This is a genomic window from Streptomyces collinus Tu 365, assembly GCF_000444875.1.
GTDB lineage: Bacteria > Actinomycetota > Actinomycetes > Streptomycetales > Streptomycetaceae > Streptomyces > Streptomyces collinus_A.
This window is the reverse complement of record NC_021985.1, coordinates 2,801,028-2,819,222: the sequence shown is the minus strand read 5'-3', so window position 1 is coordinate 2,819,222 and position 18,195 is coordinate 2,801,028. Positions and strand designations below refer to the sequence as shown.

The following is an 18,195-nucleotide window of genomic DNA, read 5'->3' as shown; positions in this document are numbered from 1 at the left end:
GACCTCCGCCCCACCGCCCGCAGTCCATGACCCTCGCCCACTATAAACAGAACTGATGGCCCGTCAGGTGTTCCTCCTGCCCGGCAGCCGGGGCGATGCCCGGGGTCAAGGTGTTCGAGTGCCGGCTCGACTTCTGACGTCTGGTCTCCCGCGACGGGAACTGGTATCAGTTTCTGATACAGCGTCAGATACAGGCGGTGCGTCGGGAGGCGGTCGGCCATGGCGGAGCTCGTGGAGCACGGACAGCTGTACATCGGCGGGGAGTTGGCCGATCCCGTCGGCAAGGACGTCATCGAGGTGGTCTCGCCGCACACCGAGGAGGTCATCGGCCGGGTGCCGCACGCCTCGCGCGAGGACGTCGACCGCGCCGTTGCCGTCGCCCGCCGCGCCTTCGACGAGGGGGACTGGCCGCGTGCCTCACTGGAGGAGCGGACCGGGGTCGTCACCCGGATCAAGGACGGGATCGCCGCCCGGCACGAGGAGATCGCCCGGATGATCTCCTCGGAGAACGGCTCCCCGTACTCATGGAGCGTCCTCGCCCAGGCGCTCGGCGCGATGATGGTGTGGGACTCGGCGATCAAGGTCGCGCGGGACTTCCCGTACGAGGAGCGCCGCGACGGCGTGCTCGGCCCGATCCTCGTGCGGCGCGAGCCGGTCGGCGTGGTCGCCGCAGTCGTCCCCTGGAACGTCCCGCAGTTCGTCGCGGCCGCGAAACTCGCCCCCGCGCTGCTGGCCGGCTGCTCGGTCGTGCTCAAGCCGTCCCCGGAGTCCCCGCTGGACGCCTATCTCCTCGGCGAGATCGCGCGCGAGGCCGGGCTGCCGGAGGGCGTCCTGTCGATCCTGCCCGCCGACCGCGAGGTCAGCGAGTACCTGGTCGGCCACCCCGGCATCGACAAGGTCTCCTTCACCGGGTCGGTCGCGGCGGGCCGCCGGGTGATGGAGGTGGCCGCCCGCAACCTCACCCGGGTCACCCTGGAGCTGGGCGGCAAGTCGGCGGCGGTCGTGCTGCCCGACGCCGACCTCGGGGCGGCCGTCTCGGGGATCGTCCCCGCGGCCTGGATGAACAACGGGCAGGCGTGCGTGGCCCAGACCCGGATCCTCGTCCCCCGGGCCCGCTACGACGAGTTCGCGGACGCCTTCGCGCAGGCCGCGGGCGCGCTCGAGGTCGGCGACCCGCTGGACCCGGCCACCCGGGTCGGCCCGCTGGTGGCCCGGCGGCAGCAGCGCCGCAACCTCGACTACATCCGCATCGGCCAGGAGGAGGGCGCCAAGATCCTCACCGGCGGCGGCCGCCCGCCGGGCCTGGACAAGGGCTGGTACGTAGAGCCCACCCTCTTCGGCGACGTCCACAACTCCATGCGGATCGCCCGTGAGGAGATCTTCGGCCCGGTCGTCTGCCTGCTCCCGTACGGCGACGAGACCGAGGCCGTGAAGATCGCCAACGACTCCGAGTACGGCCTGTCCGGGAGTGTGTGGACGGCCGACGTCGGGCACGGCGTCGAGATCGCCCGCCAGGTGCGCACCGGCACCTACTCCGTCAACACCTTCAGCCTCGACATGCTGGGCCCGTTCGGCGGCTACAAGAACTCCGGCCTGGGCCGGGAGTTCGGCCCCGAGGGGTACGGCGAGTACCTGGAGCACAAGATGATCCACCTGCCGGCGGGAGCCTAGGGATGGGCGACCGCTGGCACGTCGAGGTCGACCGGTCCGTGTGCATCGGCTCGGCCCAGTGCCTCCACCACGCCCCGGACGGCTTCCGCCTCGACATGGCCCGCCAGTCCCACCCCGTCGCACCGGACGCCGACGCGGGCGAGCAGTTGCTGGCGGCGGCCGAGGGCTGCCCGGTGGAGGCGATCACGCTCACCCTGGCGGCCGGCGGGGAGCCGGTGTTCCCGCCCGAGGAGTAGCGCTCCCGTGCTGGAAAAAGTTCCCCATTGGGCGGTTCCATCACGCCTGTACGGGTTTATCCTGAGAGCAGCCTACGAGGCGAGTGAGGGAGCCCGACCGCAACGGCCGACTTCGGCGCGACGCACCACGCATCCGCCGGTGCCGACTGTCACGGTAGGGCTGAGAGGCCAGAAGGCAGCAGTCGGGCCGGATGGCGACCCCCATCACCTGATCCGGACCATACCGGCGAAGGGAACCCGTCTCGTAGGTCTCGCCGTGTCCGGGGCCGCTCCCCTGCCATCCCTCCGTCGCCGGCTGCCGTGACGCGGCCGCCCGGGGGCCGCCGCACGGCCGCGTCAGCGCGCCGCCCCCGGACCCGCCGCCCCCGGCTCCGTCAGGTCGATCAGGCGGCACACCGTCTCTATGTCGATCTTCACCTGGGCGATCGAGGCGCGGCCCGACAGCCAGGTGATCAGCGCCGAGTGCCAGGTGTGCTCGATCACCCGGACGGCGGAGAGCTGTTCGGCGGAGGGGTGCTCCAGGCCCACCGCGTCCAGGATGATCGCCGTCGTCTGCCGGGAGACCTGGTCGACCTCGGGGGAGACGCTGCGGTCGGCGAAGGTGAGGGCGCGGACCATCGCGTCGGCCAGGTGCGGCTCGCGCTGCAGCGCGCGGAAGGCCCGCATCAGGGTCTCCGCGACCCGCTCGGCCGCCGTGTCGCCCGCCGGCGGCTTCTTCCGCAGCGTCCCGTGCATGTGCTCCAGCTGGTCCTGCATGGTGGCGACCAGCAGATGCACCTTGGACGGGAAGTAGCGGTACAGCGTGCCGAGGGCCACCTGCGAGGACTCGGCGACCTCGCGCATCTGCACCGCGTCGAAACCGCCCCGGCTGGCAAGCTGCGCGCTCGCGTGCAGGATCCGGCGGCGACGGGCCTCCTGGCGCTCGGTCAGCGGCGCCGAAGGGGGCCGGGCGCTACTCGCTTCCAGCTTGGATTCCGCAGGCATGGGTCCCGCTCCGTGACAGTCGGTGAGGGCTTCGGTAGGGCATGTGATCATCCTGCACGGCGGGGGTCCGTGCCGTGGCGTGAATCACCTGATCCACTGCTCACAGGGCCCTTACCTGCCGGTAGATTCAGAGCCTCTTGAACGATCAAGTCTGTAACTTGTTCTAGATTAGCGTCCCGACGTAGTCTCGCGGGACAGTGCAGGGAGAAGGGGGTCCGGAGTGACCGCTGAGGCCAGTCAGGCGGGTCCCCGACCGGACCTCGCGGCGGACGGCGAGCGACCGCTCAGGATCGCGCTTCTCACCTATAAAGGGAACCCGTTCTGCGGCGGCCAGGGCGTCTACGTACGGCACCTCTCCCGCGAGCTGGCCCGCCTCGGCCACCGCGTCGAGGTCATCGGCTCCCAGCCCTACCCCGTCCTCGACGAGGGCTACGACGGCCTGAGCCTGACCGAGCTGCCCAGCCTCGACCTCTACCGGCAGCCCGACCCCTTCCGCACCCCGAAGCGGGACGAGTACCGGGACTGGATCGACGCCGTCGAGGTCGCCACCATGTGGACCGGCGGCTTCCCCGAACCCCTGACGTTCTCCCTGCGCGCCCGCCGCCATCTGCGCGCCCGTGCGGGCGAGTTCGACGTCGTCCACGACAACCAGACGCTCGGCTACGGCCTGCTCGGCGACATCGGCGCCCCCCTGGTCACCACCATCCACCATCCCATCACCGTCGACCGGCAGTTGGAGCTGGACGCCGCCGAGGGCCGCGGGCGCAGGCTGTCCGTGCGCCGCTGGTACGCCTTCACCCGCATGCAGAAGCGCGTCGCCCGCCGCCTGCCCTCGGTGCTCACCGTCTCCGGCAGCTCCCGCCAGGAGATCGTGGACCACCTCGGCGTCCGCGACGACCGCGTCCACGTCGTCCACATCGGCGCCGACACCGACCTGTTCGCGCCGGATCCGGCCGTCCCCGAGGTTCCCGGCCGCATCGTCACCACGTCGAGCGCCGACGTGCCCCTCAAGGGCCTGGTCTTCCTCGTCGAGGCCCTCGCCAAGGTGCGCACCGAACACCCCGCCGCCCACCTCGTCGTCGTCGGCAAGCGCCCCATCGAGGGCCCGGTAGCCCAGGCCGTCGAGCGCTACGGCCTCGAAGGCGCCGTCGAGTTCGTCAAGGGCATCTCCGACGCCGAGCTGGTCGACCTGGTCCGCTCGGCCGAGGTCGCCTGCGTGCCCTCGCTCTACGAGGGCTTCTCGCTGCCCGCGGCCGAGGCCATGGCCACCGGCACCCCGCTGGTCGCCACCACCGGCGGAGCCATCCCCGAGGTCGCCGGCCGCGACGGCGAGACCTGCCTGGCCGTACCGCCCGGCGACCCCGGCGCGCTCGCCGCCGGCCTCGGCCGGCTGCTCGGCGACCCGCAGCTGCGCGCCCGGCTCGGCGCCGCCGGCCGGGCCCGCGTCCTGGACCGGTTCACCTGGGCCCGTGCCGCCGAGGGGACCGTGGCCCGCTACCGTGACGCCATCGCCCGTCACCCGGGCACCCCGGCCGTTCCCGCGCGCCCGCCCGTCGCGCAGGCGGCCGTAGCCGCGGAACCACCCGCCTCCGACCGCGACACCTCCGAGAGCGAAAGCAGGGCCACGTGCTGACCGTCGACTTCTCCCGGTTCCCGCTCGCCCCGGGCGACCGCGTCCTGGACCTCGGCTGCGGCGCCGGACGGCACGCCTTCGAGTGCTACCGGCGCGGCGCGCAGGTCGTGGCGCTCGACCAGAACGCCGAGGAGATCCGCGAGGTCGCCAAGTGGTTCGCGGCCATGGCGGAGGCGGGCGAGGCCCCGGCCGGAGCGACCGCGACCGCGATGGAGGGCGACGCCCTCGCCCTGCCCTTCCCCGACGAGTCCTTCGACGTCGTCATCATCTCCGAGGTCATGGAGCACATCCCCGACGACAAGGGCGTCCTCGCCGAGATGGTGCGCGTCCTCAAGCCGGGCGGCCGCATCGCCGTCACCGTGCCCCGCTACGGCCCCGAGAAGGTCTGCTGGGCGCTGTCCGACGCCTACCACGAGGTCGAGGGCGGCCACATCCGCATCTACAAGGCGGACGAGCTCGTCGGCAAGATCCGCGAGGCCGGCCTCAAGCCGTACGGCAGCCACCACGCGCACGCCCTGCACGCGCCGTACTGGTGGCTCAAGTGCGCGTTCGGCGTCGACAACGACAAGGCGCTGCCCGTCCGCGCGTACCACAAGCTGCTGGTCTGGGACATCATGAAGAAGCCGCTGGCCACCCGGGTCGCCGAACAGGCGCTCAACCCGCTCATCGGCAAGAGCTTCGTGGTCTACGCGACCAAGCCCCACCTGCCCCGCCTCGCCGACACCGACGGGGCGGCCGCCAAGTGACGACACCCCGGACGGAACACCTGGTCCTGCCCGGGGTCCTCACCGCCGAGCAGGCCGCCGCGACCGTCCACGGCATCCTCGCCGTGCAGCGGGAGGACGGCGCCATCCCCTGGTTCCGCGGCCACCACCTCGACCCGTGGGACCACACCGAGGCGGCCATGGCCCTGGACGCGGCCGGCGAGCACGAGGCGGCCGAACGGGCCTACACCTGGCTCGCCACCCACCAGAACCCCGACGGCTCCTGGTACGCCGCCTACGCCGACGGCGCCCACGACGACGTCACCGACCGCGCCCGCGAGTCCAACTTCGTCGCCTACATAGCGGTGGGCGTCTGGCACCACTACCTGTCCACCGGCGACGACACGTTCCTGGACCGCATGTGGCCCACCGTCCAGGCGGCCATGGAGTGGGTGCTGCGGCTGCAGCAGCCCGGCGGCCAGATCGGCTGGCGCCGCGACGACGACGGCACACCCGCCGACGACGCGCTGCTCACCGGCAGCTCCTCCGTCCACCACGCGCTGCGCTGCGCCCTCGCCATCGCCGAGGAGCGCGAAGAACCGCAGCCGGACTGGGAGTTGGCGGTCGGCGCGCTGCGCCACGCGATCCGCCGCCACCCCGAGCGTTTCCTGGACAAGGACCGCTACTCGATGGACTGGTACTACCCGGTCCTCGGCGGCGCGCTGACCGGAGCGGAGGCCAAGTCCCGCATCGAGGCGGACTGGGACCGCTTCGTCGTCCCCGGGCTCGGCGTGCGCTGCGTCGTCCCCAACCCGTGGGTGACCGGCGGCGAGTCCAGCGAACTCGCCCTGGCCCTGTGGGCCATGGGCGAGTCCGACCGCTCCCTGGAGATCCTCCAGTCCATCCAGCACCTGCGCGACCCGGCGACGGGCCTGTACTGGACGGGCTACGTCTTCGACGACGGTGCCGTCTGGCCGCAGGAACTCACGACGTGGACGGCGGGCTCCCTGCTGCTCGCCGTCGCCGCCCTCGGCGGCCACGACGCGACCTGCGCGGTCTTCGGCGGGGAGCACCTGCCGTCCGGCCTGGACCCCGACTGCTGCGACTAGGGCCTGTCGCCCCGGGCGGCAGGCGCCGGGGTCCGGGTACCGGACGTCAGTGCCGGTGCATGCGGTTGGCGATGGCGTGCCCCACGAACAGGTACACCACGGCGGCGAGGCCGTATCCGGCGACCACCCGGGCCCAGGCCTCGTTGAACGTGAAGAGGTCGTGGGACCAGCCGGCCAGCCAGGCGGCTGCGTCATGGACGAACTGCACCAGGCTGTTGGCCCGGTTGGCGTCCAGCAGGTACATCAGAATCCACAGGCCGAGGATGAAGGCCATGATGTCGGCGACGACGGCGACGACCCTCCCGGCCTGATTCGCTCCGTTGCGATATCCAGACATGCCCTTCGGATTGCCGCTTCCGGGCCCGCGAAACAAGGCCGGCCACCCCGACGGCGTCCCCTGGGTGGCGCGCGTCCGCCCTCCGGGGGAGGCTGCCGGAGGAAACAGCCGCTCGGGGAGACATTGTCCGGAGGACCCCGTGCCCGTACCGATACGGCGCCTGTGCGTGGCGCTCACCCTGTGCTGCGCGCTGCTGGCCGGCTCCACCGCCTGTGGAAACAGCGAGAAGACCAGGACGAAGGACACCGCGGACGTCGCGGCCGTCGACGCGGCCACGCCCAGCCCGACCACGTCGGCCGAGCGGCAGAAGTTCGCCAAGACCCGCTTCGTGGCCAACGCGGGCCTCGCGGCGGGCGCGACGTACCAGTGGATCGTCAAACCCTGGAAGGCCGGCAAGTTCAAGAAGGGCGCCCAGGGGCGCAAGGTGTCCCTGGTGAAGGCCGGCCTGGCCGGCGCCTTCGTCTACAACCGGCTCAAGGCCGCCCAGCGCAACGCCCAGGGCGACCCGCACCTCGCCAAGGCCCTCGCCCCGCTCACCGCGGGAATCGAGGGGCTCAAGAGCCTGCCGGCCAAGCTGCGCGGCGGCGACGCGGACGCGGCCGGCACCTTCGACGACATCATCAACAAGGTCAAGGACGCCGGCAAGAGCGCCGGCGCCCCGGTGAAGGACCAGGTGCCCTCCTCGTCCCAGCTGTCCGCCGGCTAGGAGTTCAGCTCCGCCAGCACCCTCAGGGTGTGCGGGTCCGGTGACAGGGCCAGCAGGTCCGTCACCGGGCCCTTGCGCCACAACTCCAGCCGCTCGGCGATGCGTTGCCGTGGGCCGACCAGTGAGATCTCGTCGGCGAACGCGTCCGGCACGGCCAGCACGGCCTCCTCCCGGCGCCCGGCGAGGAACAGCTCCTGGATCCGCCGGGCCTGCTCCTCGTACCCCATGCGGGCCATGAGGTCGGCGTGGAAGTTGCGGGCCGCGTGCCCCATCCCGCCGACGTAGAAGCCGAGCATGGCCTTCACCGGGAGCAGGCCCTCGGCCACGTCGTCGCACACCTTCACCCGGGCCATCGGCGCCACCGTGAAACCCTCGGGCAGCTCGCGCACCGCCTCCCCGTACACCTCGGGCCGGCTCGGCGACCAGTACAACGGCAGCCAGCCGTCGGCGATCCGGACCGTCTGCGCGACGTTCTTCGGGCCCTCCGCGCCGAGCAGCACGGGCAGGTCGCCGCGGAGCGGGTGGGTGATCGGCTTGAGCGGCCTGCCCAGACCGGTGCCGTCCGGGCCCCGGTACGGCAGCGGATGGAACCGCCCGTCGGACACCACCGGCGCCTCGCGCCGCAGCACCTGGCGCACCACGTCCACGTACTCCCGGGTCGCGGTCAGCGGCGACTTCGGGAACGGGCGGCCGTACCAGCCCTCCACCACCTGCGGTCCGGACAGGCCGAGCCCCAGCAGCACCCGCCCGCCGGAGAGGTGGTCCAGGGTGAGCGCGTGCATGGCGGTCGCGGTCGGCGAACGGGCCGCCATCTGGGCGACCGCCGTGCCCAGCCGGATCGTCGAGGTCCGCGCGGCGATCCAGGTCAGGGCGGTGAAGCAGTCCGAACCCCAGGACTCGGCCGTCCACACCGAGTGGTAGCCGAGCCGCTCCGCCTCGCGGGCGAGCGGCACATGACCGGCGTCCGGGCCGCGGCCCCAGTAGCCGAGAGCGAGACCGAGCCGCATGCGCCTGCCTCCTGACGAACCGTCAGCGATGTGCCGGGAGGCGACTGTACGGCAACGGCCCCCCGCCCGGAAGGGCGAGGGGCCGTGCGCGCACGTACGGGCGCGGGGCGCTCGGCGTCAGCCGCGCTGGATCCCGGAGGTGTCCTGGAGCACACCGCGGCGGCCGTCCTGCGTCTGCGCCACCAGCGCACCGCCCCGCTGCTCGACCGCCAGGTACCAGGTGCCCGGCGCCAGTTCGGCGATCGGGTTCGGCGCGCCGTCCTCGGCGAACAGCGGCCGGGCGACCGGCACGGCGAACCAGAACGGCGAGAAGTCCCCGCCGCCCTGCTGCGGCGCCGGGGCGGCGGCCTGCTGGGGCGCCGGCTGCTGCCCGAACGGCTGGCCCGGCTGCGGCTGCGCGCCGTACGGCTGACCCGGCTGCGGCTGCGCGCCCGGGTAACCGTAACCACCGGGCGGCTGGGCGCCGTAGGGCTGCGGGGCGGCCGGCTTGGGAGCCGGGACCAGACCGGCCTGCAGGGCCGGCACGAGGGGCGTCGCGATGGCGGCACCGGCCATGACGAGGGTGGCGATGAGGGCGATGATCAGGCCCGTGCCCGCGCTCGGGCCGTTGCTGGTGGCGCCGGAGAAGTTGTTCGCGCCACCCGCCGGGTCGATGATGTTGCCCAGCGCGCTCCACGCGGCGAACACCGCGAAGGCGACACCGAACTGCCCGAGGTCGAGACCCGCGACCTTGCGCGGCTCCGGCAGGGCACGGGCGACGACGATCAGCGCCGCGCCGATGATCCCCGCCAGGACGACGCTGAGCAGGACGGGTCCGCTCGCCCACAGGTTCGGCAGGTCGAGGCCGTCCGGCGCCCCGTCGTACGAGTAGTTGTCGAGGAACGACGCGATGAACAGCAACACCGCTGCTCCGATCACCACGCCGTCGCCTCTAGTGAGGGAGCGGATATTCACTTCAGGTCCTTCGTAGGTCGTCTCGACGTCGGTAGACACTATCGTCCGCAAGATCGGCCTGTCCGCCCGGTTGCGCCCGTCGTCACGACTCGCGCAGGAAGCTCACGATTCCCTCGGAGATCCCCTGCGCCGCCTTCTGCCGCCAGGTGCCACTGGTGAGGAGTGCCGCGTCCTTGCTATCGCGCATGTTGCCGCACTCGATGAACACCTTGGGAACTGTTGACAGATTGAGACCGCCCAGGTCCTGTCGTGTGACGAGACCGGTACCGTCGCCCACGTAGTTGGAGGGGGGTTCGCCCGTGACGCGGACGAAGTTTCCCGCCACCCGCTCGCCCAGGTCGCGCGAGGCGGCGGTGATGGGCCGGGTGTCGGCGGCGCCCGCGTGCACGGCCGCCGGGAGGATGACGTGGAAACCGCGGTTGCCCGCGGCCGAGCCGTCGGCGTGGATGGAGATGGCGGCGTCCGCGTGCGCCGTGTTGCCGATCCGGGCGCGCTCGTCGACGCAGGGGCCCCAGGGCGGCGAGTCGCCGTCGTGCGTCAACTTCACGGTGGCGCCCTGCCGTTCCAGGATCGCGCGCAGGCGGTGGGCGACGTCCAGGGTGAACCGGGCCTCGGAGTAGCCCGCGTTGGTGGACGTGCCGGTGGTGTCGCACTCCTTCTTGTTGGTGCCGATGTCCACCTGGCGGTTGATCTCGGCCGTGTGCCGGACGTTTCCGGGGTTGTGGCCGGGGTCGATGACGACCACCTTGCCGCGCAGGGCGCCGGACGCGGCCGGTGCGGTGGTGCTGCGCCCGGGGGCCGGCCGCTTGGCGTCGGCGGTGGGCGTACCCCGGCCGGACGCCGTGGCCGGCGGTGCCGACGAGCCGGCGGGGGAGCCGGCGGAGGTGGACGCCGAGGCGGTGCTCACGGCGCCCGAGGAGCCGCCCGAGCCGCCCACCGCCTCGTACACCAGCCAGCCGAGCAGCGCGCCGGGCACCAGCGCGGCGAGCGCGACGGTCAGTGGTCCGCGCCTGGGCCGGCGCGGCTGCGGGGGATCGAAGTCCGGGCCTACGTACGACACGCCTGCCACCCTAGCGGCCGTCCAGGGCCTTCACATGACCGAGAGGTCCCAACGGGTGGCGCGGCCGGAGACGGCGGCCGCCCGGCTCGCGGCGCGGGCAGGGCGCGGACGCGGCCCGGCCCGGCGACCTGCGGCCGGTGCCCGCGAGCGCGTTGCCGAGGAGGCCGACCAGCGGCGCCCCGAAGGCGATCAGAAGCAGTCCGGTCAGAAGGCCCGCAGCCCCGCCCCCGTCGCCGGGACCGCCCCGCCGGCGATCCCGGCGAGCCCAGGTCAGAAGCCGGTCCCGGTCCGCCGCAGCACCCGCAACGATCCGGTCACCGAGGTCTCCGTGAACGCGCCCGACTCCAGGGCGCGGAGGTAGACCCGGTACGGCGCCTGGCCGGTGAACTCGTCCTCGGGGTGCGGGAACACGTCGTGGATGACGAGCAGTCCGCCCTCGGCGACGTGCGGGGCCCAGCCCTCGTAGTCGGCGTTCGCGTGCTCGTCGGTGTGGCCGCCGTCGACGAAGACGAGGCCGAGCGGCGCGTTCCAGAGGGCGGCGATCTGCGGGGAGCGGCCGACGAGGGCCACCACGTGGTCCTCCAGGCCCGCCCGGTGCAGGGTCCGGCGGAAGGTGGGCAGCGTGTCCATCAGGCCGAGCTCCGGGTCGACCGTGCCGGGGTCGTGGTAGTCCCAGCCCGGCTGCTGCTCCTCGCTGCCCCGGTGGTGGTCGACGGTGAGCGCGGTGACCCCGGCGCCGCGGGCCGCGTCGGCGAGCAGGACCGTGGAGCGTCCGCAGTAGGTGCCGACCTCCAGGAGGGGGAGGCCGAGCCGGCCGGCCTCGACGGCGGCCGCGTACAGCGCCAGGCCCTCGTCCACGGGCATGAAGCCCTTCGCCGCCTCGAACGCGGCCAGGATCTCGGGCTTGGGTGCGGCGGGCATGGGGCGCCTTTCGGTCGTACGGCTTTCCGGGCGCCTATGCTGCCGCACCCCCTGCCGCCGGGGCGACAGGGGGTGCGTGCGAGGTGGGTGCCGGGAGGCGGAGCGCGTTACGCGGTCACCGTCTCGCCCGGCAGGGAGAGGTCGAGCTCGACGGCCCGCTCCTCGCCGTGGTGGCTGGCGGCGGAGGCGAGCGGCCCGTGCCCGGCGGCCTTCGCGGCGAGCACGTACGCGCCGCCGGCCGGCACGGTGAGGACGTAGCCGCCGTCCGCGCCGGAGAGCGTCGCCCCCGCCTGCCGTCCCCGGCGGTCGATCAGGGTGACCTTGGCGCGGGCGACCGGGCTGCCGCCGGCGTCCAGCACCCGGCCCCTGAAGCCGCGCAGCGCCTGCTCGGCGCGCTCCAGCGCCGCGTCCTCCTCGCTGCTGGCGCGCAGCTGGGTGTGCGCGGCGGGGCGGGGCGTCCTGGGCAGCAGGAGGGCGAACAGCAGGCCGACCGCGACGGCCGCGGTGGCGATCAGGAAGGAGACGCGGAACCCGTGCATGGTCGGCACGGCGACCGCGCCGGTGTGGTGCGCGGTGTTGGCCAGCACCATGCCGATGACGGCGCTGGAGACCGAGGTGCCGATCGACCGCATCAGGGTGTTGAGGCCGTTGGCCGCGCCGGTCTCGGAGGCCGGGACGGCGCCGATGATCAGGGCGGGCAGCGAGGAGTAGGCGAGGCCGATGCCGGCGCCGAGCACGACGGAGGTGACGATGGTCTGCCAGGCCGCGTCCATCAGGCCGAGGCCGCCCCCGTAGCCGAGGCCGATGACCAGCAGGCCGATGATCAGGGTGACCTTGGGGCCGTAGCGGGCCGACAGGCGGGCGTAGACCGGTGCCGTGAACATCATGGTCAGGCCCAGCGGCGCGACGCACAGGCCGGCGACGACCATGGACCGGCCGAGGCCGTAGCCGGTGGCCTCCGGGAGCTGGAGGAGCTGGGGGAGGACCAGCGAGACGACGTAGAAGCTGACGCCGACCATGATCGAGGCGAGGTTGGTGAACAGCACGGCCGGGCGGGCGGTGGTGCGCAGGTCGACCAGCGGGGCCTTGACGCGCAGTTCGTAGGCGCCCCACAGGAGGAACACGGCGACGGAGGCGGCGAACAGGCCGAGCGTGGTGCCGGAGGACCAGCCCCAGTCGCTGCCCTTGGTGATCGGCAGCAGGAGCAGGACCAGTCCGGCGGACAGGCCGAGCGCGCCGGGCAGGTCGAAGGTGCCGCGGGCGCGCATCGGCGACTCGGGCACCACCAGGTAGGTCAGGGCGATGGCGACGACGCCGAGACCGGCGGCGCCGTAGAAGAGCGCGTGCCAGTCGCTGTGCTCGGCGACGAGGGCCGCGGCGGGCAGCGCGAGGCCGCCGCCGACGCCGATCGAGGAGCTCATCAGGGCCATGGCGGAGCCGAGCCGCTCGCGCGGCAGCATGTCGCGCATCAGGCCGATGCCCAGCGGGATGGCGCCCATCGCGAAGCCCTGCAGGGTGCGGCCCGCGATCATCGTGAGGAGGTCGCTGGTGAGGGCGCTGACCAGGGCGCCGACCACCATCACGGCGAGGCTCAGGACCAGCAGCCGCCGCTTCCCGTAGAGGTCGCCGAGGCGGCCCATGATGGGGGTGGCGACGGCGCCCGACAGCAGGGTCGAGGTGAGGACCCAGGTGGCGTTGCTGGGCGCGGTGTCCAGGAGCTGCGGCAGGTCCTTGATGACCGGCACGAGCAGGGTCTGCATCACCGCGACCACGATGCCCGCGAAGGCGAGCACCGGGACCACGGCTCCGCCGGCCCTCCGGTCGGGCTGGTCGGTCGTCGTGTGCGTCATTGAGTGAGGCCTCCCGTGGACATAAGTGGTGGGTAAACCTCGTATGCACAGGCAACTATTCCGTTGCTTCGGGCCTCTAATGAATCCTTGACCCACTCATGGGTTTCTGACCTCGCGTCAGGGTCTGGTCCGTTGATGGAACGCGTTCTAGTCTGGCCCGCCATGAAGGCCTATGTCGCCGGGGTCGGGATGACCCGCTTCGAAAAGCCCGGGACCAGGGAATGGCAGTACTGGGACATGGTGCGGGAGGCGGGCGGGGCCGCGCTCGCCGACGCCGGGATCTCCTACAACGAAGTGGAACAGGTTCCCGTCGGCTACTGCTTCCAGCCCTCGACCGCCGGCCAGCGCGCCGCCTACGAACTCGGCCTGACCGGCGTTCCGGTCTACAACGTCAACAACAACTGCGCGACCGGCGCCACCGCGCTCATGCTGGCCCGCCAGCTCGTCGAGGGCGGCGGCTGCGACTGCGTCCTGGCGCTGGGCTTCGAGAAGATGCGCAAGGGCGCGCTCGGCGCGGGCGCCGACGGAGGGGACCTCGCCGCCTCACCGGTGGCCCGCCACTACGGGATCATGGCCGCCCGGCACGGCTTCGCGGCCACCCCGCCGACCGCCCAGATCTTCGGCGGCGCGGCCCGCGAGCACATGGAGCGCCACGGCACCACCGAGGCGCAGCTCGCCGCGGTCGCCGCCAAGAACCACCGCCACTCCGTGCACAACCCCTACGCCCAGTTCCGGGACGCCCACGACGTCGACGCGGTCCTCGCCGCGCCCACCGTGCACCGGCCGCTGACCAGGCTCCAGTGCTCACCGACCTCGGACGGCGCCGCGGCGGCCGTGGTGGTCTCGGAGCGGTTCGCCGAGCGGCGGGGCCTGGGCGGCCTGACCGAGATCGTCGCGCAGGCCATGGTCACGGACACCGCCGAGTCCTTCGCGTCCGGATCCTGCATCGACGTCGTCGGGCAACCGATGTCCCGCGAGGCGGCCCGGCAGGCGTACGAGCGGGCCGGGCTCGGCATCGACGACGTGGACGTCGTGGAGCTGCACGACTGCTTCTCCGTCAACGAACTGCTCACCTACGAGGCGCTCGGCATGTGCCCGGCCGGCGAGTCCGGGGCGCTGGTGGAGTCCGGGGCGACCACGTACGGGGGCCGCTGGGTGGTGAACCCGTCGGGCGGGCTGATCTCCAAGGGTCATCCGCTGGGCGCCACCGGCCTCGCCCAGGCCGCCGAACTGGTCTGGCAGCTGCGCGGCGAGGCGGGGGAGCGGCAGGTGCCCGGCGCCCGGGTGGGGCTCGCGCACAACATCGGGCTGGGCGGGGCGGCGGTCGTCACCCTGCTGCGGGCGGCGTAGGCCGTGCGGACCAGGGCCCGCTGGTCCGAAAAGCCGATGCAAGGGGCGCGGCCCGGTTGAGAGCATGACACCCATGCTCGAAGCCGCCGATGTCTCCCGCCGCACCTCCCGCCGCCCGGCGACGCCCCCGACCTGGCTGGTGGTGGCGCTGGCCTGCGCCGGGCAGTTCCTGGTCGTGCTCGACGTGTCCGTGGTCAACGTCGCCCTGCCGTCGATGCGGAGCGACCTCGGACTGAGCGGTCCCGGCCTGCAGTGGGTGGTGAACGCCTACGCCATCGCCTTCGCCGGCTTCATGCTGCTCGGCGGCCGGGCCGGCGACCTCTACGGCCGCAAGCGGATGTTCCTCGTCGGGCTCGGCCTGTTCACCCTCGCCTCGCTGGGCGGCGGACTCGCCGGGGACGGCTGGCAGCTGCTGCTCGCGCGGGCCGTGCAGGGGCTGGGCGCGGCCGTGCTCGCCCCCTCGACGCTGACCCTGCTGACGGCCGCCGTCCCCGAAGGAGCCGCCCGGGCCCGCGCGATAGCGACCTGGACCGCGGTCGGCGCGGGCGGCGGGGCGGCGGGCGGGCTCGTCGGCGGGGTGCTGGTGGACGTGCTCTCCTGGCGGTGGGTGCTGCTGATCAACGTGCCGGTGGGCGCCGTGGTGCTGGCCGGCTCCGCGCTGTGGCTGGCCGAGAGCCGCGCCGGGGACCGGCGGCGCCTCGACCTGCCGGGCGCCCTGCTGGTGACGGCGGGACTCGCGATCCTCGCCTACGGCATCGTGCAGACCGAGGCGCGGGGCTGGACGGCCGCGGCCACGCTGCTGCCGCTGGCCGCCGGACTGGCCCTCATCGGCTGCTTCCTGCTGGTCGAGGCCCGCACCGCGGCGCCGCTGATGCCGCTCGGACTGCTCAGGCTGCGCTCGGTGGCCTCGGCGAACGCGGCCATGTTCGTCTCCGGCTCCGCCATGTTCTGCATGTGGTACTTCATGACGCTGTACGCCCAGAACGTGCTCGGCTACTCGCCGCTGGAGGCCGGTCTCGCCCTGGTGCCCAGCTCGCTGTCGGTGGTCGTCGGCTCCAAGGTGGCCCCCCGCCTGATGCGCTCGGCCGGGGCCCGCACGGTGGCGGCCCTGGGGACCCTGGTCGCCGCGGCGGGCTTCGCCTGGCAGTCGACGATGACCGCGCACGGGGCGTACGTCACCGGGATCATGATCCCCGGCATGCTGATGATGCTGGGCGCGGGCCTGGCCGGGACCCCGCTGGCCGCGCTGGCCACGTCGGGCGCGGCCCCGGGCGAGGCCGGACTGGTGTCGGGGCTGATCAACACCTCCCGCACCATGGGCGGTTCGCTGGGCCTCGCCGTCATGTCGACCGTCGCGGCGGCCGGCACCGGCAGCGGACACGGGCCCGGTGCCCTGACCGACGGCTACGCGCTCGCCTTCCGCACCAGCGCGGCCCTGCTGCTGGGCGGGGCGCTGCTGATGCTGGTGTGGCTGCCGCGCAGGACTCCGGCGCGTTCAGCGGGACGAGGCAACGGTCCGGGCGGTCCGTGGACTCCTCCTGATGTCTAGGAGGTGCCCATGGGGGATCGTAAGCCGGCTCGGGACGAGGAGTTCCAGAGCTTCATGACGGGCCGCTGGCCGCGGCTGATGCGTACGGCGTTCCTGCTCACGGGGGAGCGGCACGCCGCCGAGGACCTGGTCCAGTCGACGCTCGAACGGGTCTACGTGGCCTGGCGCAGGGTCGGCTCCGCCGACGACCCGGAGGCCTACGTACGCCGCGTGATGATCAACGCGCACGCCCGCAGGCACAGAAGGCGGCTCAAGGAGTTCCTGGCCCCGAGGGACGACGCGGGCCTGGTGCGCGAGGTGGCCGACGCGGGCGACCGGATGGCGCAGGCCGACGACCGGGACGCGCTGCTGGAGGCGCTCGCCCAACTTCCGGCGCGGCAGCGGGAGGCGGTGGTCCTGCGCTACTGGGAGGACCTGACGGAGACCCAGACGGCCGAGGCGATGGGCTGCTCGGTCGGCACCGTGAAGAGCAACGCGGCCAAGGGCATCGCGAAACTGCGCGCCCTGCCGGGACTGGCCGAGACGGTGACGCACGGAGGGCGGAAGTGATGAGCGCGGACCGGGAGAACCACGAGATGACACCGTCGGACATCGCCCTTCTGCTCGCGGACACCGCGGACCGGGTCGAGATCGGCACCGCTCCGGTGCAGGCGGTGCTGCGCGGCGGCAGGCGGCGCAGGGCCCGGCGCTGGGCGGTGACGGCGGCCACGGCGCTGGTGCTGGCCGGGACCACCGGCGCCCTCGCGGTGACCGGGCTGCCCGGCGGCGGCCGTGCCGACCGTGGGAGCGACGTGGCGAAGCCGCCCGCCTCCGCCGCCGCGCGCCACGTGTACGCACCGCAGCGGACCGAGATCGCGCGGGGCACCTACCGGGGCGAGGAGTGGCGGGTCGGCGTCGACGTGTGGGGGGCGCCGCACAACGAGCGCGAGGCGGACCGCCAGTTCGCCGCCATGGCCGCGCTGGGCGTCACGCCGGCGGACGCCCGCAAGCCCGCCGACCTGGTCGGAAAGATCTCGTACTTCGCGATGCGCGGCTGGGGCGACTCGGAGCGTCCGCAGCAGGTGGTCTTCAACTCGGTCGAGAGGTTCGAGCGGTTCAGGGGCACGGACATGGTGGCCGGTGCGAGCCGGCTGGGCACCGGGGGCGAGAGCTCCGGCCGGCTGGTGATCGGCACGGTCGCGAAGACCGCACGGCAGGTCACCTGCCACTGGAAGGACGGCACGACGGCCGTGGCCGAGCCGGCCGAGGGCTTCTCCGCCCACTACACGGGCTCGGCGATCCGCACGGTGGCCGGCTTCCAGGGGGCGAACTGGTTCACCTGCGTCGCACCCGAGGGGACGTCCTACGCGTCCGCGGAGGTGACGAGGTAGCGGACCCGCCGGGAGGTCACAGCCACCCCTGCTGCCTGGCCTCCCGGACCGCCTCCGCCCGGTTGCGGGTGCCCGTCTTGCCGATGGCGGAGGACAGGTAGTTGCGGACCGTCGACTCCGACAGGTGAAGGCGGCCGGCGACGTCCGCGACCGTCGCCCCGTCCGCCGACGCCTGCAGCACCTCGCGCTCCCGGGCCGTCAGCGGGTTCGGCCCGGCACTGAGCGCGGCGGCCGCCAGCGCCGGATCGACCACGGTCTCCCCGGTGAGCACGCGCCGGACCGCCTGGGCGAGTTCCTCCACCGGCCCGTCCTTGACCAGGAAACCGGCCGCCCCGGCCTCCATGGCCCGGCGCAGATAGCCGGGCCGGCCGAAGGTGGTCAGGATCAGCACCCGGCAGTCCGGCGCCTGCTCGCGCAGCTGAGCCGCCGCGTCCAGGCCGCTGACACCGGGCAGTTCGATGTCCAGCAGCGCCACGTCCGGCCGGTGCAGCAGCGCCGCCGCCACGATCGCGTCGCCGGACGACACCTGGGCGACCACCTCGATGTCGTCCTCCATGCCGAGCAGCAGCGCGAGGGCACCGCGCATCATGCCCTGGTCCTCGGCGAGCAGGACTCGGATGTTCTTCACGGCCCAAGCGTAACCGCGGAAGTGAATCGAGGACCCGTCACGATTTCGGTCCGCGGGGGTTGACGATTCCCGGTGACGCGAAAACAATCGCCTCTGCATTTCCGGTATTTGTTCGGTATTTCGGCG

Annotated in this window: 18 protein-coding genes and 1 riboswitch; of the genes, 10 read left to right on the top strand and 8 right to left on the bottom strand. The window is 73.2% G+C overall.

Annotation, left to right across the window (positions count from 1 at the left end):
• Nucleotides 1-219 precede the first annotated feature (219 nt).
• Together B446_RS12120 and B446_RS12115 are read left to right on the top strand one after the other, a co-directional pair.
• Entirely contained in the window at nt 220-1,671 is a 1,452-nt protein-coding gene (locus B446_RS12120) for an aldehyde dehydrogenase (protein ID WP_020939731.1), read from the top strand.
• Nucleotides 1,672-1,673: 2 nt separating this feature from the next.
• Nucleotides 1,674-1,907 (top strand): ferredoxin, encoded by a 234-nt coding sequence (locus tag B446_RS12115; protein WP_020939730.1) that lies wholly within the window; start codon nt 1,674-1,676, stop codon nt 1,905-1,907.
• A gap of 75 nt (nt 1,908-1,982) precedes the next feature.
• A riboswitch (TPP riboswitch) is annotated at nt 1,983-2,159 on the top strand.
• 84 nt (nt 2,160-2,243) lie between these two features.
• Here the strand turns inward: B446_RS12115 and B446_RS12110 are convergent.
• Nucleotides 2,244-2,891 (bottom strand): TetR family transcriptional regulator, encoded by a 648-nt coding sequence (locus B446_RS12110; protein ID WP_020939729.1) that lies wholly within the window; start codon nt 2,889-2,891, stop codon nt 2,244-2,246.
• A 220-nt stretch (nt 2,892-3,111) separates the two neighbouring features.
• Here B446_RS12110 and B446_RS12105 point away from each other — a divergent pair, with 220 nt between their 5' ends.
• Genes B446_RS12105 through B446_RS12095 form a run of 3 tightly spaced genes read left to right on the top strand, consistent with a single transcriptional unit; the run spans nt 3,112 to nt 6,337 of the window.
• On the top strand, nt 3,112-4,524 hold the full coding sequence (locus B446_RS12105; RefSeq protein ID WP_020939728.1) for a glycosyltransferase family 4 protein: 1,413 nt from the start codon (nt 3,112-3,114) through the stop codon (nt 4,522-4,524).
• Nucleotides 4,518-5,270: a class I SAM-dependent methyltransferase gene (locus B446_RS12100; RefSeq protein ID WP_020939727.1), complete on the top strand. Its 753-nt coding sequence runs from the start codon at nt 4,518-4,520 to the stop codon at nt 5,268-5,270. The genes B446_RS12105 and B446_RS12100 overlap by 7 nt, the downstream gene beginning before the upstream one ends.
• The gene (locus B446_RS12095) at nt 5,267-6,337 is read left to right on the top strand and encodes a prenyltransferase/squalene oxidase repeat-containing protein (protein WP_020939726.1); all 1,071 of its coding nucleotides are present in this window, start codon (nt 5,267-5,269) and stop codon (nt 6,335-6,337) included. Before B446_RS12100 ends, B446_RS12095 begins: the two co-directional genes overlap by 4 nt.
• A gap of 46 nt (nt 6,338-6,383) precedes the next feature.
• Here the strand turns inward: B446_RS12095 and B446_RS12090 are convergent, their stop codons facing one another.
• Nucleotides 6,384-6,674 (bottom strand): hypothetical protein, encoded by a 291-nt coding sequence (locus B446_RS12090; RefSeq protein WP_020939725.1) that lies wholly within the window; start codon nt 6,672-6,674, stop codon nt 6,384-6,386.
• 139 nt (nt 6,675-6,813) lie between these two features.
• On the opposite strand from B446_RS12090, the gene B446_RS12085 reads away from it, so the two are divergent.
• Nucleotides 6,814-7,380, top strand: a complete 567-nt coding sequence (locus tag B446_RS12085; RefSeq protein WP_020939724.1) for a hypothetical protein — start codon at nt 6,814-6,816, stop codon at nt 7,378-7,380.
• Here B446_RS12085 and B446_RS12080 read toward each other — a convergent pair.
• From B446_RS12080 to B446_RS12060, 5 genes are all read right to left on the bottom strand, one after another.
• On the bottom strand, nt 7,377-8,387 hold the full coding sequence (locus tag B446_RS12080) for an LLM class F420-dependent oxidoreductase (RefSeq protein WP_020939723.1): 1,011 nt from the start codon (nt 8,385-8,387) through the stop codon (nt 7,377-7,379). The genes B446_RS12085 and B446_RS12080 overlap by 4 nt on opposite strands.
• A 117-nt stretch (nt 8,388-8,504) precedes the next feature.
• Nucleotides 8,505-9,341 (bottom strand): DUF5336 domain-containing protein, encoded by an 837-nt coding sequence (locus tag B446_RS12075; protein WP_043475391.1) that lies wholly within the window; start codon nt 9,339-9,341, stop codon nt 8,505-8,507.
• A gap of 82 nt (nt 9,342-9,423) precedes the next feature.
• Nucleotides 9,424-10,401, bottom strand: a complete 978-nt coding sequence (locus B446_RS12070) for an N-acetylmuramoyl-L-alanine amidase (RefSeq protein WP_020939721.1) — start codon at nt 10,399-10,401, stop codon at nt 9,424-9,426.
• A gap of 270 nt (nt 10,402-10,671) precedes the next feature.
• Complete coding sequence (locus tag B446_RS12065; protein ID WP_020939720.1) at nt 10,672-11,322, bottom strand: class I SAM-dependent methyltransferase; 651 nt, start codon at nt 11,320-11,322, stop codon at nt 10,672-10,674.
• A gap of 107 nt (nt 11,323-11,429) precedes the next feature.
• A complete protein-coding gene (locus B446_RS12060; protein WP_020939719.1) occupies nt 11,430-13,172 on the bottom strand; it encodes an MFS transporter in 1,743 nt (580 codons plus the stop codon).
• Nucleotides 13,173-13,334: 162 nt separating this feature from the next.
• Here B446_RS12060 and B446_RS12055 point away from each other — a divergent pair, with 162 nt between their 5' ends.
• The 4 genes from B446_RS12055 to B446_RS12040 all read left to right on the top strand — a co-directional run bounded on the left by B446_RS12055 (nt 13,335) and on the right by B446_RS12040 (nt 17,441).
• On the top strand, nt 13,335-14,522 hold the full coding sequence (locus B446_RS12055; RefSeq protein ID WP_020939718.1) for a thiolase C-terminal domain-containing protein: 1,188 nt from the start codon (nt 13,335-13,337) through the stop codon (nt 14,520-14,522).
• 64 nt (nt 14,523-14,586) lie between these two features.
• Complete coding sequence (locus B446_RS12050; protein WP_106960568.1) at nt 14,587-16,071, top strand: MFS transporter; 1,485 nt, start codon at nt 14,587-14,589, stop codon at nt 16,069-16,071.
• A 9-nt stretch (nt 16,072-16,080) separates the two neighbouring features.
• The gene (locus B446_RS12045; protein ID WP_043475388.1) at nt 16,081-16,620 is read left to right on the top strand and encodes a SigE family RNA polymerase sigma factor; all 540 of its coding nucleotides are present in this window, start codon (nt 16,081-16,083) and stop codon (nt 16,618-16,620) included.
• The gene (locus B446_RS12040) at nt 16,620-17,441 is read left to right on the top strand and encodes a hypothetical protein (RefSeq protein ID WP_020939715.1); all 822 of its coding nucleotides are present in this window, start codon (nt 16,620-16,622) and stop codon (nt 17,439-17,441) included. The genes B446_RS12045 and B446_RS12040 overlap by 1 nt, the downstream gene beginning before the upstream one ends.
• Nucleotides 17,442-17,457: 16 nt before the next feature.
• On the opposite strand, the gene B446_RS12035 is transcribed toward B446_RS12040, so the two are convergent.
• On the bottom strand, nt 17,458-18,069 hold the full coding sequence (locus tag B446_RS12035) for a response regulator transcription factor (RefSeq protein ID WP_020939714.1): 612 nt from the start codon (nt 18,067-18,069) through the stop codon (nt 17,458-17,460).
• Nucleotides 18,070-18,195 lie beyond the last annotated feature (126 nt).